Source organism: Pseudomonas sp. Irchel s3f10, assembly GCF_900187515.1.
Lineage (GTDB): Bacteria > Pseudomonadota > Gammaproteobacteria > Pseudomonadales > Pseudomonadaceae > Aquipseudomonas > Aquipseudomonas tensinigenes.
In genome coordinates this window covers 58,306-71,376 of sequence record NZ_FYDZ01000015.1, presented here as the reverse complement: position 1 = coordinate 71,376, position 13,071 = coordinate 58,306, and the positions used below count along the sequence as shown (strand labels likewise).

Genomic DNA, 13,071 nt, shown 5'->3' with positions numbered 1-13,071 from the left:
GCGCGAACATGTCCCAATCGTCTATTGCGGCCGCCTCTTCGGCCAACGCTGCACGCCGTGGCAGTGCCACTTCGCGCAGAATCCTGATCGGCCTTGGCTGGCTGGTCTTTTTCCTGTTTCTGCTGCTGCCGTTGTTCATCGTCGTATCGCAGGGCTTGAAGAATGGTCTCGGTGCTTTCTTCACCGCGATCTTTGAACCGGATGCACTGTCGGCGCTGAAACTCACCGTGTTCGCCGTGCTGATTTCGGTGCCGTTGAACCTGGTGTTCGGCGTCAGCGCCGCGTGGTGCGTGAGCAAGTACTCGTTCCGTGGCAAGAGCATGCTGGTGACCCTGATTGACTTGCCGTTCTCGGTATCGCCGGTAATCGCCGGTCTGGTCTACGTGCTGATGTTCGGTGCGCAGGGCCTGTTCGGGCCGTGGCTGCAGGATCACGACATCCAGATCGTCTTCGCCTTGCCGGGCATCGTGCTGGCGACGATCTTCGTCACCGTGCCGTTCGTGGCTCGTGAACTGATCCCGCTGATGCAGGAACAAGGCACGCAGGAAGAAGAAGCCGCGCGTTTGCTCGGCGCCAATGGCTGGCAGATGTTCTGGCATGTCACTGTGCCGAACATCAAGTGGGGCCTGATCTATGGCGTCGTGCTGTGTACCGCGCGGGCCATGGGTGAATTCGGTGCGGTGTCGGTGGTTTCCGGGCACATTCGCGGGGTGACCAACACCTTGCCGCTGCACGTCGAGATCCTCTACAACGAATACAACCACGTGGCCGCGTTCGCCGTGGCGAGCCTGTTGCTGATCCTGGCGCTCTTCATCCTGCTGCTCAAGCAGTGGAGCGAAAACCGTATCAACCGCCTGCGCGCCAGCGCCGCGGAGGAATAATTCATGTCGATCGAAGTGCGTAACGTCAGCAAGAATTTCAATGCCTTCAAGGCGCTGGACAACATCAGCCTGGACATTCACAGCGGTGAGCTGGTCGCGCTGCTCGGCCCGTCGGGCTGCGGCAAGACCACGCTGCTGCGGATTATCGCCGGCCTGGAAACCCCGGATAACGGCAACATTGTCTTCCACGGCGAAGACGTCTCCGGCCACGATGTGCGTGATCGCAACGTCGGTTTCGTGTTTCAGCACTACGCCTTGTTCCGCCACATGACCGTATTCGACAACGTCGCCTTCGGCCTGCGCATGAAACCGAAGAACCAGCGCCCGAGCGAAAGCCAGATCGCCACCAAGGTCCACGAACTGCTGAACATGGTGCAGCTGGACTGGCTGTCGGATCGTTATCCGGAGCAGTTGTCCGGTGGTCAGCGTCAGCGTATCGCTTTGGCTCGTGCCTTGGCGGTGGAGCCGAAAGTGTTGCTGCTGGATGAGCCGTTCGGCGCCCTCGATGCCAAGGTGCGTAAGGAGCTGCGTCGCTGGCTCGCCCGCCTGCACGAAGATATCAACCTGACCTCGGTGTTCGTGACCCACGACCAGGAAGAGGCGATGGAAGTTGCTGACCGGATCGTAGTGATGAACAAAGGTGTGATCGAGCAGATCGGCTCACCGGGCGACGTCTACGAAAACCCGGCCAGCGATTTTGTTTATCACTTCCTCGGCGATTCGAACCGCTTGCTGTTGAGCGATGACAACCACGTGCTGTTCCGTCCGCATGAGGTGTCTTTGTCCAAGCATGAGCTGGAAGATCACCATGCGGCTGAGGTGCGTGATATTCGACCGTTGGGCGCGACCACACGAGTGACGTTGAAGGTTGAGGGGCAGACGGATTTGATCGAGGCCGAAGTGGTGAAAGATCACGACAGCCTGATCGGCCTGGCCAAGGGCGAAACGCTGTTCTTCAAACCCAAGGTCTGGCAAAAAGTCGCCAGCCTTTAACTGATCGTTCCCACGCTCTGCGTGGGAATGCATCCCGTGACGCTCCGCGTCACAGTGGACGCGGAGCGTCCATGGCGGCGTTCCCACGCAGAGCGTGGGAACGAGCAGGGTTGAAGTCTAGATAGCCGCACGATTCGGATTGACCCGCACCACCCCCGCCCGCGCCTCGATCTGCTCTTTCAATTCATGCCGCATCCCGAGCATGAATGCCAACTCCGCCACGACAAACAACGGCCCGACAATCAGCCCCGACACGTCATCGACAAACGCCGGTTTGCGCCCTTCATAGTGATGCCCGACAAACTGGATCACCCAGCCGATCACAAACATCGCTAACCCGCTGCTCAGCCAGACCATGGTGCTCTGCTGCGCCAATACATGCCCGGCCCAGACCGACAGGCCCATCAGTACCGTCATCAACACCCCGAGCTTCATTTCCAGGCGCAGATAAAACCACGCCGAGGCCAAAGCCACGACAACCGCTGGAGATATCCACAACCCGCCCAGCGACCATTCCGGACGTGACAACAACACCGCCACGGCCACCACAATCAGCGGAATGCCGATAAAGTGGCTGGCGATATTGCGCGGATCACGGTGGTAGGCGGCGTATTGACTGAGATGGTCGACGAGGCTTTTCATTGTTGTTCCTCCGGTAGGGTTGATCGCATCATCCCTCGGGATCAGGGTTCGCTCTGTCAGGCAGGCGACAATCCAGGAGTGTTTATGCAAATTCGTTCGCGATTGATGAGCGGCCAGTGGTTCAGTCATCTGCCGGTGTCCTTTCAGGATAGTCTGCTGGCGGCGGCCCGGGAGCGGCGGCTGACGGCAGGGCAGCGCTTGTTTCAGCGTGGTGATGCGCCGTGCGGCTTGTACGCGGTGCTCGATGGCGCCGTGCGCATCGGGGCGGTGAGTGAGCAGGGTAAGGAGGCGCTGTTGAGTCTGGTCGAGGCGCCGCACTGGTTCGGCGAAATCTGCCTGTTCGACGGCCAGCCGCGTACCCATGACGCCTATGCCGTCGGGCCGTGCACGTTGCTCAATATTCCGCAGGCGACGCTGCTGAAACTGCTCGATGAGCAGCCGGTGTACTGGCGACATCTGGCGCTGCTGATGAGCCACAAACTGCGCCTGGCCTTTATCAATCTGGAACAACTGAGCCTGCTGCCAGCGCCGGCACGTCTGGCTCATCGCTTGCTGATGATTGCCGAAGGCTACGGCGAACTCGACGCGCCACGTCGCGTGCTGCAATTGCCTCAGGAGCAGTTGGCGTCGATGCTGTCGCTGTCGCGGCAGACCACTAACCAGATTCTCAAGGATTTGCAGGGGCAGGGGATTATCGGGCTTGGGTATGGCGAGATCGAGATCTTTGATGCCGCGCGATTGCGCGCCCTGGCCATGATCTAGGATCCAACGCCGAACCATTGTAGGAGTGAGCCTGCTCGCGATAGCAATCTATCAGTTGATCAATCTGTGACTGACAGATTGCTATCGCGAGCAGGCTCACTCCTACAGGGGGATTTGTGTAGGGCTCAGGAACCGCGATAGGTCGAGAAACCGTAAGGGCTGAGCAGCAGCGGGATGTGATAGTGCTGATCGGTCTGCTTCACTTCAAAAATCACCGGAATCTCCGGGAAGAACGTGTCGTGCTTGACCTTCTTGAAGTACTCGCCAGTCTTGAACACCACCCGATATTCGCCCGCCTCAAAAGGCTGTTTGGCCGGGAACAGTTCGGCAATCCGCCCTTGTTCATTGGTCGTGCCCTGCGCCAACGGCTGCCAGTTCTGGCCGACGTGTTTCTCCAGCGTCACGTCGATGCCCGGCGACGGCAGGCCGTTTTCCAGATTGAGCACGTGCACGCTCAACGGATTACCGGCCGCCAGTGCCAGGCTCGAAAAAGCGCTCAGGCCGAGCGCGGCAAGGGTCATGCGCATAGTCGTCATGAGTGAAACTCCTTATTGGGAACGGGTGATGGCCAGACCGGTTTTCCCGGCAGCCTTGATCGCACAGTTTTCGTCTTGCTCGCCGCCGCCGGAACCGGCCACGCCCATCGCGCCGACCAGCTCATTAGCGGCGAACAACGGAATGCCGCCGCCGAGCAACAACAACTCGTCGAGGGTGTTGAGGTTGGCGGTTTCCGGATTGCTGCGAGCACGTTCGGCGAACAACCGGGTGGCGGTTTTGGTCGACAGCGCGGTATACGCCTTGCGTTGGCTGGCGGCGGTGTTGTGCGGGCCGACACCGTCGCCACGCAGGGTTACCAACAGATTGCCGCCACGGTCGAGCACTGACACCGTGCCGGTGCAGTTGGCCATTGCCGTGTCGGCGAGCAGCCGTGCAGTTTTCAGGTCGAGATCAGCGTGACGCGGCAGCTCAGGACTGGCGGCAGCGACGCCACTGAGGCCGATCATCAGGCTGGCTACAAGGTATTTGACGGTCATGGACAGGCTCCAAAAGCTGAGGTCGCCACCTTAATCGCCGGTCTTCGTCAGAAGCCCGTCAGTCTGATTACAAGTTTGTAATGGGCAACGCCGCCGAAGGCGCCTAGCCTGTGTGCCTGATCAATCGAGGTGTGCCATGCGTTTGCTGGTCGTAGAAGATGAAGCCAAAACCGCTAATTTCCTCGCCAAGGGCCTGGGCGAGTCGGGTTTTGCCGTGGACGTGGCGCTCAATGGTCTCGATGGTCGTTACTTTATCGAGCAGCAGGAATATGACCTGATCATCCTCGACGTGATGCTCCCCGGCCTCAATGGCTGGCAATTGCTGCAACTGATCCGCCAGCGCGGCGCCACGCCGGTATTGTTCCTGACCGCCAAGGACGCCATTGAAGACCGCGTGCGCGGGCTCGAACTGGGCGCCGACGATTACTTGCTCAAACCCTTCGCCTTCGCCGAATTGCTCGCGCGGGTACGCACGTTGCTGCGGCGCGGGCCGATGCGCGAAGCCGAGTCGTACACCATCGCCGATCTGGAAATCGACGTACTGCGCCGTCGTGTCAGCCGTGGTGGCCAGCGCATCGCCCTGACCAACAAGGAGTTCGCGTTGCTGCAATTGCTCGCCAGTCGCCAGGGCGAAGTGCTCTCGCGCACGCTGATCGCCTCGCAGGTGTGGAACCTGAATTTCGACAGCGACACCAACATGGTCGAGGTTGCAGTGCGCCGTTTGCGCTCCAAAGTCGATGATCCCTACATGCCGAAGCTGATCCACACCGTGCGCGGTGTCGGTTATCAACTGGAAGCCCCTGACGATGCGCTCTAGGTCGATCGCCTGGCGTCTGGCGCTGGCGTTCGCATTGGTCTGCGCTTTGGTGTTGAGTGCTATCGGCGTATTTCTCTACCGCTCGCTGGCCTCGGAAATCGCCTGGCGCGATGACCTCGCGTTGCTCGGTCGACTGGAACAGGTGCGCGCCTTGCTCGCCGACAGCGATAGCTTGGGCGCCTTGCAGGCACGGCCGCGGCTCTATCAGAACATGCTCGGCAATCTCGACAGCCTGCTACTGGTGCGCCGTGCCGATGGCTCCAGTGTGATCGCTATCAACCCGCGTCAGCGCGATCTGCCAACCCTCAACGCGATCCCCCGCGAGCACACGCCGCAGCGCCGCGACGTGCTGACGTGGCAAGCGTCGGACGGTGCTGAGCTGGCCCTGTTGTCCGGTTACGCACAAGGACCGGACGGTGAGCCGCTGACGGTTATCGCCGGCAAAGTGCTGAGTGAACGCGAGCAGATGCTCGCCAGTTACCGTTTGCGCCTTTATCTGGCCGTCGGCCTCGGTGCATTGCTAGCCTTCGCTCTGGGCTTGCTGTTGCTGCGCCGAGGCCTGCAACCGTTACGGCAGTTGAGCGAAGCGGTACGCGGTATCGATCTGCGTAGCCTCGACCAACGGTTGCCCGCCCATGGCACGCCCGCTGAACTGCTTGAACCGGTACAGGCGCTCAACGGCATGCTCGCGCGGCTGGACGACAGCGTGCAGCGTCTCTCGCAGTTTTCCGCCGACCTCGCCCATGAAATCCGCACGCCATTGCATACCTTGCTGGCGAGCAATGGGCAGGCGCTGAATCATCCGCGCAGCACCGAGGAGTATCAGGAAGTGCTGGCCTCGAACATGGAAGAGTTCGAACGGCTCAAGCGCATGGCGGAAAACCTGATGTTCCTTGCTCGTGCCGAACAGGCGGAGCGCGCGCTCAATCTGCAAACGCTGGATTTGCCCAGCGTTGGCGGTGAGCTGTGTGATTATTTTGAAGCCTTGGCGGATGACCGTGAGGTGCGGCTGGACAATCAACTGCATGGCGAATTGCTTGCCGATCAGCAACTGTTGCAACGGGCGCTCGGCAATTTACTGGCCAATGCCGTGCGTCATGCTGATCCCGGAACCGTGATCAGCCTGCGTCGCCGTGAGGAGTCGGGGTGGTGTTGGTTGCAGGTGCATAACCATGGCCCGGCGATTGCGCCGGAGCATCTGGGCAAACTGTTTGACCGTTTCTACCGCGTCGATCCTGCGCGGGCAGAGCCGGGGGATTCCGGTGGGTTGGGATTGGCGATCGTGCAGTCGATCATGCAATTGCATGGTGGGCAGGTGCAGGTGAACAGCGATGTTGGCGGCACCATTTTTGAGCTGGGCTTTGCGTTGAATTAAAGGGCGCTATCGCGAGCAGGCTCACTCCTACAATTGGAATGCGTTCCCCCTGTAGGAGTGAGCCTGCTCGCGATGGCGCCAGATCAGACAACCTGATTCTGGATCAGCGCAACCCATCGCGAAACTGCCCCGGCGTCAGCCCCGTCCAGCGCTTGAACGCGCGGCTGAAGCTGCTGGTGTCGGCAAACCCGAGCAAATAACTCACCTCACTCAACGAGCACTGCGGATCGCGCAGGTGCAGCAGCGCCAGATTCTCGCGGCTCTCATTGAGCAATGTGTCGAAGCGACAACCCTCATCCGCCAGATGCCTTTGCAGGCTGCGCAAACTCAGGTGCAACGCCTGAGCAATGCGTTCTGCACTCGGCTCACCTTCCGGCAATTGTTCTTCAATCGCATCGCGCACCTTGCGCTCCCAAGTCAGCGGCTGGAGCTGGGCCATGGTGCGTTTGAGCACCGCTTCATTGTGTTCGGCGAGTTCCGGGTTGGCGTCGTCGAGGTGGCTGTCGAAGTCGGCGAGGGCGAACTCCAGGCGATCCTCCGTACAACCGAAATGCACTGGCGCGCGAAAGACTTTGTGCCATTGGTGCGCATCGCTCGGCTCCGGGCGGCGCAGGTAAACCGCCAGCGGTGCGTAGTCGCGGCCGAGGCGATTGCGGCAGGTGCGCACGTAGATCGCGGTAAACGCATCGATGGCTTCGAAGGCCGGCGCCGGATTGCCTGACGGAATTTTCAGACGGAATTGGTAGCGGTCGTCGCCACGATTCAGCTCCAGTTCCAGCGCATCGCTGACCACCGGGTGATAACGCACGATACGTTCGAACACCTCGCGCAGACTGCCACTGGCGACCAGCGCATAACCGAGGGCATGAAAGGTGGTCGGGCTGACGAAGCGCGACACGCGCAGACCAAGCGCCGGGTCGCCGCTGACCTGCACGGCGATTTCCCACAGGCGCGTAGTGCCGGACAGCGGATAGCGCGCGTTGGGGTCGTCCATCAAATTCGGGTCGAGCCCGGCCTGTTGGCACAAGGCAATGCTGTCCAGCCCCAGCGCATCGAGTTGTTTGCGCAAGGCACGGGTCCAGCTGGCGAGGGAGGTCGGTTCCTTCATGCTGATTGGCGCTTCCGGTCAACAGGTTGGCGTTCTCGGCTACCGCAATCCAGGCCTTGGCGAGGCACGATGCGAACATCCATAAACAGAGGATGGAAGCATGGACGGTACTTCTGCAAGTCCCCAGCGACACAATGCGGCCCAGCGATCAGCGCATATTCGCCAAGTGGTGCTGGCCAAAGGCGTCGAACTGCGCGAGCGCTACCCGATTCTCAAGCATCAGGATGCGCTGGGGGCGGGGATTCTGGCCTTTGCGCTGATCGGGATGATCGGCTCGGCGGCGCTGTACATCACCGGCCACATGGCGTGGTGGGCGTGCCTGTTGCTCAACGCGTTTTTCGCTTCGCTGACCCATGAGCTTGAGCACGATCTGATCCACAGCATGTATTTTCGCAAGCAGCGTGTGCCGCACAATTTGATGATGGCCTTGGTCTGGCTGGCGCGGCCGAGCACGATCAACCCGTGGATTCGCCGGCATCTGCACCTCAATCATCACAAGGTTTCTGGCACAGAAACCGACATGGAAGAACGCGCGATCACCAACGGCGAGCCGTGGGGCTTCGCGCGCTTGCTGATGGTTGGCGACAACGTCATGTCAGCGTTCATCCGCATGCTGCGGGCCAAGACCTGGGCGCACAAGTTCAGCATCATCAAGCGCACGTTGAAGGTGTATGCGCCGCTGGCGCTGGTGCATTGGGGCGCGTGGTATGTGTTTCTCGGTTTTCACGCGGCCAATGGCATCGCCTATCTGCTGGGCGCGCCGATCGAATGGTCAGCGACGACGTTGTCGGTGATGCAGGTGATCGATATCGCCGCCGTGGTGATCATCGGCCCGAACGTGTTGCGCACGTTTTGTCTGCACTTCATCAGTTCGAACATGCATTACTACGGCGATGTCGAACTGGGCAATGTGCTGCAGCAGTGTCAGGTGCTCAACCCTTGGTGGCTGTGGCCGTTGCAGGCGTTTTGCTTCAACTTTGGCAGCAGTCACGGGATCCATCATTTTGTCGTGAAGGAGCCGTTTTACATCCGCCAGATGACCGTGCCGGTGGCGCATAAGGTGATGCGTGAGATGGGGGTGCGGTTTAATGATTTCGGCACGTTTGGGCGGGCGAACCGGTTTGTTCGTCGGGATGAAGTTGCGGTGTCTGGGGAGGCGGTGGAGGCCTGACAAACTGCCCTCACCCTAGCCCTCTCCCAGAGGGAGAGGGGACTGATCGGGGGATATTGAAGAGTTACGCCGACGTGAAATAGCTTTGTCGAATCCATAATCGACCCGATTTTTCAGGTCGATGTTTAACGAAAGACACCTCGGTCAGCCCCCTCTCCCTCCGGGAGAGGGCTGGGGTGAGGGGCTTTTGATCTTCCCCTCAATCCGGCTGAAACGGCGACTCACTGAGAATCACCCCAGTCTCCTCGACATACTGCTGCCAATGCCCGATCAACGCGCTGAGCTTCTGCGGCTGACTCACCGCCAGATCATGAATCTCCCCCGGATCACTGCTCAAATCATACAGCTGCCAGGTCGCCGGCCCCACAGGACCGGGAATCCAAACCGCTTTCCACGACCCCTGCCGAATCGCTCGGCGCCCGAACAATTCCCAACCCGTGACCGTGTGCTCGTCATGCACCTGCGCAGTCTCGCCGGACAAGAATCCCAACCACGATTTACCACGCAACGGCGCCACCGGTTTGCCGTGCCATAATTTGCCCGGATGACGCACACCCGCCAGATCGAGAATCGTCGGCGTGATGTCCATCACCGTGCCGAAGCCATGGCTGATCTGCCCTTTGATCGCCAACTGCGGATAGTGCAACAGCGCCGGCACACGAATCCCGCCCTCGGTGGTGAACGCCTTGAACAAGCGTGACGGCGCGGTCGCTACTTGTGCCCAGTTCGGCCCGTACCAGACATAGGAATTAGCCCGACCAATGTTGTCGAGGCTGTTGTCGTAGTGCTGGCTGAGGTACGTCACCAGTTCCGGGCCGAACTTGGGGAACGCTTCAAGCAGCGCGCCTTCGGCCCCGTTGTCGGACATGAACAGGATGAACGTATTGTCGAGCTGCCCTTGCTGGCGCAGATAATCGACAACCCGGCCAATGTTCCAGTCCATGCGCTCGACCATCGCCGCGTAGACCTCCATGGCCCGCGCGGAAATCTGTTTTTGTTCCTCGCTTAATGCGTCCCACTGCTGGGTCAACTGAATCAAAGGATGCGGCTCGACGTCTGGCTCAATCAGGCCGAGGGCTTTGAGTTTTTCCAGTCGCTCCAGGCGCAGTACTTCGGGGCCGGCGTCATAGCGGCCACGGTATTTCTCGACGATCTCGGCCGGCGCCTGCAACGGCCAGTGCGGCGCAGAGAACGGCAAATAGGCGAAGAACGGCCGGGTCTGGTCACGTTCCTTGAGGTACTGCAGCAACTTGTCGCCAAAGGCATCGGAGGAATAGAAATCCTTGGGCAATTCGTCGAGGAAAGTATCGTCCTCAATGTACAGCGCCGGAGTGGATTTCAGCAGACCGGGCGTTTGCTCATCGTAGGTCGGCTCGAAACCGTAGTGGTTGGCCGCGCCCGGCAGCAGCGAAAACGAACGCTCGAAACCCCGCGCATGGGGCGCCAGTTCAGCCTTCAAACCGAGGTGCCATTTGCCGCTCATCAACGTTTGATAACCGGCCTCGCGCAGCAACTCCGGCAGTGCCACCACGCGATCATTGAGATAGCCCTCATAACCCGGTTTGCCGATCAGTTCCGGCGTCAGCGTTTCGGCCATGGTGCCAATGCCGGCGATGTGGTGGTCGGTGCCGGTCAGCAGCATCGAGCGGGTCGGCGAGCAGGTTGGTGCGGTATGAAAATCGGTGAGGCGCAGGCCATTGTTGGCCAGGGCATCGAGGTGCGGCGTGGCGATTTCGCCGCCGAACGCACCGATGTCGGAGAAGCCTAGATCGTCAGCCAGAATCACCAGAAAATTGGGACGTTGCGGCATCGCAAAACTCCTGTTCAGCAGGCAATGAACGTCAGCGGCAGATCGCGGATCTGCACCGGCACGCTCGGTTGGTAATGGTCGTCACTGGTCAGTTCGTGCAGCAGTTCTTCACGCAACTGATGGAAGTCGAAACTGCTGCGCTGGCGCGGGTGCGGCAGGGCGATGTCGACCACTTGTTTGATCCGCCCCGGACGCGGCTCCATCACCACCACGCGGTCGGCGAGGAAGATCGCTTCTTCGACGTCATGGGTGACGAGAATCGTGGTGATTTTTGCGCGCTCGCGGATCGCCAGCAGCTCGTCCTGCATCTGCTGGCGAGTCAGCGCATCGAGCGCGCCGAACGGTTCGTCGAGCAGCAGAATTCTTGGACTGGCAACCAGGCCGCGAGCAATCGCCACACGCTGCGCCATGCCGCCGGAGAGCTGGTGCGGATAGGCGCGGGTGAAGTCGCGCAGGCCGACCAGCTCGATGAAGTCGTTGATCCGTTGTTGCTTCTGCGCAGCGCTCAGCGGCTCGTTGACCAGACCCAGACCGATGTTGTCGGCGACGGTCAGCCAAGGGAATAAACGGTGTTCCTGAAAGACGATGCCACGCTCGCCACCGATGCCGCTGACGGCTTTGCCATCCACGGTAATCTGCCCGCGAAACTGCGTATCAAGACCCACCAGCAAACGCAGCAAGGTAGATTTTCCGCAACCGCTGGAGCCGACAATGGCGACAAACTCGCCCTCGGCAATGTCCAGGTTGAATTCGCGAATTGCCTCCAGTTCGAAACCGTCGACGTCAAAGGATTTGCCTACGTGGTTGAAGCTGACAATCGGTGCGTTCATGCGTGTCTCCAGCGGGTCGCGCGAATTTCCAGGCGTTGGCCAATGAGGTTGAGCAGGGCGCCGGTGAGACCGACGAAAAGCATGCCGGCCATGATCAGATCCATGCGCAACAACTGTTGTGCGCCGATCATCTGGCTGCCGATGCCGCCGTTGGACGGCATGAAATATTCGGCGCCAATGGTGCCGAGCCAGGCGTAGATCAGGCTCAATCTGAGGCCTGCGAAAATCCCCGGCGCAGCGCCCGGCAACACCAGTCGGCGCAGGCGTTGGCTGAGGCTCAGGCGCAAAACTTGTGCGGCTTCGTTGAGTTGTGGTGAGAGGTTGGCGACGCTGCGTTGCGTGGCGATAAACAGCGGAAAGAAGGCGGCGAGGGCGACGAACACCCACTTGGCCAGTTCGCCGAGACCGAACCACGCGGTGAGCAGCGGCACCCAGGCGAAGATGGCGATCTGGCGTAGGGCGGCGAGGGTCGGGCCGAGCAGGCGTTCACTGATGTTCGACAAACCCAGCAGCAGGCCCAAGGCAAATCCGAGGCCGCCGCCAAGCAGCAGACCACCGAGTGTACGACCAAGACTGAGGGCCATACCGCTGATCAACGTGCCGTCGAGCAGACCATCCCATGCCGTGCTTAAAACGGCCAGCGGGCTGACCAGAATGTTGGCGTCGACCCACTGCAGTTCGTTCGCCAGTTGCCACAACGCCAGCAAGCTCAGCGGCAGCAGCCATGGCTGCAGACGCTGCCAGCCTTCATAGCGCGGGCCGCGGCGAATTTCAGCGGTGGCCGGATGCGGCCAGTGCACCAGTTTCTTGTCCAGCAGACCGATGCCGCGATCCATCGCCACACCGATCAATCCGATGACCACGATGCACACGAACACGATGTCGAGCATGAACAACTGCCGCGCCCAGACCATCAGGTAACCGATGCCTTCACTGGAGGCCAACAGTTCGACCGCCAGCAACGAAGTCCATCCGGCGGCCAGCGCCAGACGTACGCCAGCCATGAACGCGGGGAGGGTGGCGGGCAGCACCAGGCGACGGATCAGCAGGTGTGGCGGCAAGCGTAAAACAGCGGCAGCTTCGCGCAGTTTTGGTTGTGCATCTCTTACGCCGACCAGTGTGTGCAGGGTTACCGGAACCACGATGGCTTTGATCAGCACCACCAGTTTCAGCACTTCGCCGATGCCGAAAAACACCATGAACAAGGGAATCCACGCCAGCGTCGGTATTTGTGAAAGTCCGGCGAAGGTCGGGAAGATCAAGCGTTCAAGGCGACGACTGAATCCCAGTGCTGCGCCGAGCAATGCACCCGCAGAAACCCCCGCGAGCAGTCCCCAGAACAAACGCTGCAGACTGATCCACAAGTGGCCCCATAACTCGCCCTGCGATAACTCGACAGCGCTGTTCCACACCAGTGACGGCGCAGGCAGGATCTGTTCGCTCATCCATTCGTTGCGGGCGGCCAGCCACCACAGGGCGAACAGGCTGAGGGGCAACAGCCACGGCAACAGGCGTTGGTTCAGGCTTGGCCAGGTACGGCGGCTTTTCAGCGGCGGCGCGGGCAGTGGGAGACTGAGCAAGGATGGGCGGGCCATGGATGACCTCCGTTGTCGGGTTGGCTCAAGATCAAGATCAAAAGATCGCAGCC

Annotated in this window: 13 protein-coding genes; 6 read left to right on the top strand and 7 right to left on the bottom strand. The window is 60.5% G+C overall.

The features are described from left to right. Positions 1-8 precede the first annotated feature (8 nt). Both cysW and CKW17_RS24755 read left to right on the top strand, forming a co-directional pair. Positions 9-881, top strand: coding sequence for a sulfate ABC transporter permease subunit CysW (cysW, locus tag CKW17_RS24760; protein WP_038367233.1), 873 nt, complete (start codon positions 9-11; stop codon positions 879-881). Positions 882-884: 3 nt separating this feature from the next. Then, on the top strand, positions 885-1,874 hold the full coding sequence (locus tag CKW17_RS24755; protein ID WP_007963490.1) for a sulfate/molybdate ABC transporter ATP-binding protein: 990 nt from the start codon (positions 885-887) through the stop codon (positions 1,872-1,874). Positions 1,875-1,991: 117 nt separating this feature from the next. Here the strand turns inward: CKW17_RS24755 and CKW17_RS24750 are convergent, their stop codons facing one another. Continuing rightward, the gene (locus tag CKW17_RS24750; protein WP_095122289.1) at positions 1,992-2,516 is read right to left on the bottom strand and encodes a DUF962 domain-containing protein; all 525 of its coding nucleotides are present in this window, start codon (positions 2,514-2,516) and stop codon (positions 1,992-1,994) included. 84 nt (positions 2,517-2,600) lie between these two features. On the opposite strand from CKW17_RS24750, the gene CKW17_RS24745 reads away from it, so the two are divergent. Continuing rightward, complete coding sequence (locus CKW17_RS24745) at positions 2,601-3,278, top strand: Crp/Fnr family transcriptional regulator (protein ID WP_095122287.1); 678 nt, start codon at positions 2,601-2,603, stop codon at positions 3,276-3,278. A gap of 125 nt (positions 3,279-3,403) precedes the next feature. Here the strand turns inward: CKW17_RS24745 and uraH are convergent, their stop codons facing one another. After that, complete coding sequence (gene uraH, locus CKW17_RS24740) at positions 3,404-3,814, bottom strand: hydroxyisourate hydrolase (RefSeq protein ID WP_095122285.1); 411 nt, start codon at positions 3,812-3,814, stop codon at positions 3,404-3,406. 12 nt (positions 3,815-3,826) lie between these two features. Next, complete coding sequence (locus CKW17_RS24735) at positions 3,827-4,312, bottom strand: heme-binding protein (protein WP_095122283.1); 486 nt, start codon at positions 4,310-4,312, stop codon at positions 3,827-3,829. A gap of 136 nt (positions 4,313-4,448) precedes the next feature. Between CKW17_RS24735 and CKW17_RS24730 the strand changes: the two genes are divergently transcribed. Both CKW17_RS24730 and CKW17_RS24725 read left to right on the top strand, forming a co-directional pair. Further along, positions 4,449-5,129 carry a heavy metal response regulator transcription factor gene (locus tag CKW17_RS24730; protein ID WP_038367211.1) on the top strand — a complete coding sequence of 227 codons (681 nt, stop codon included), beginning with the start codon at positions 4,449-4,451 and terminating at the stop codon, positions 5,127-5,129. Continuing rightward, positions 5,119-6,504, top strand: a complete 1,386-nt coding sequence (locus CKW17_RS24725) for a heavy metal sensor histidine kinase (RefSeq protein ID WP_095122281.1) — start codon at positions 5,119-5,121, stop codon at positions 6,502-6,504. Before CKW17_RS24730 ends, CKW17_RS24725 begins: the two co-directional genes overlap by 11 nt. Before the next feature lie 103 nt (positions 6,505-6,607). Here the strand turns inward: CKW17_RS24725 and CKW17_RS24720 are convergent, their stop codons facing one another. Continuing rightward, positions 6,608-7,612, bottom strand: a complete 1,005-nt coding sequence (locus CKW17_RS24720) for an AraC family transcriptional regulator (protein ID WP_095122279.1) — start codon at positions 7,610-7,612, stop codon at positions 6,608-6,610. Positions 7,613-7,712: 100 nt separating this feature from the next. Between CKW17_RS24720 and CKW17_RS24715 the strand changes: the two genes are divergently transcribed. Further along, a complete protein-coding gene (locus CKW17_RS24715; RefSeq protein ID WP_095122277.1) occupies positions 7,713-8,783 on the top strand; it encodes a fatty acid desaturase in 1,071 nt (356 codons plus the stop codon). Between the two features lie 199 nt (positions 8,784-8,982). On the opposite strand, the gene CKW17_RS24710 is transcribed toward CKW17_RS24715, so the two are convergent. Genes CKW17_RS24710 through CKW17_RS24700 form a run of 3 tightly spaced genes read right to left on the bottom strand, consistent with a single transcriptional unit; the run spans position 8,983 to position 13,018 of the window. After that, positions 8,983-10,593 carry an arylsulfatase gene (locus CKW17_RS24710; RefSeq protein WP_095122275.1) on the bottom strand — a complete coding sequence of 537 codons (1,611 nt, stop codon included), beginning with the start codon at positions 10,591-10,593 and terminating at the stop codon, positions 8,983-8,985. Positions 10,594-10,607: 14 nt separating this feature from the next. After that, complete coding sequence (locus tag CKW17_RS24705; protein ID WP_095122272.1) at positions 10,608-11,423, bottom strand: ABC transporter ATP-binding protein; 816 nt, start codon at positions 11,421-11,423, stop codon at positions 10,608-10,610. Continuing rightward, complete coding sequence (locus tag CKW17_RS24700; RefSeq protein WP_095122269.1) at positions 11,420-13,018, bottom strand: ABC transporter permease; 1,599 nt, start codon at positions 13,016-13,018, stop codon at positions 11,420-11,422. Before CKW17_RS24700 ends, CKW17_RS24705 begins: the two co-directional genes overlap by 4 nt. Positions 13,019-13,071 lie beyond the last annotated feature (53 nt).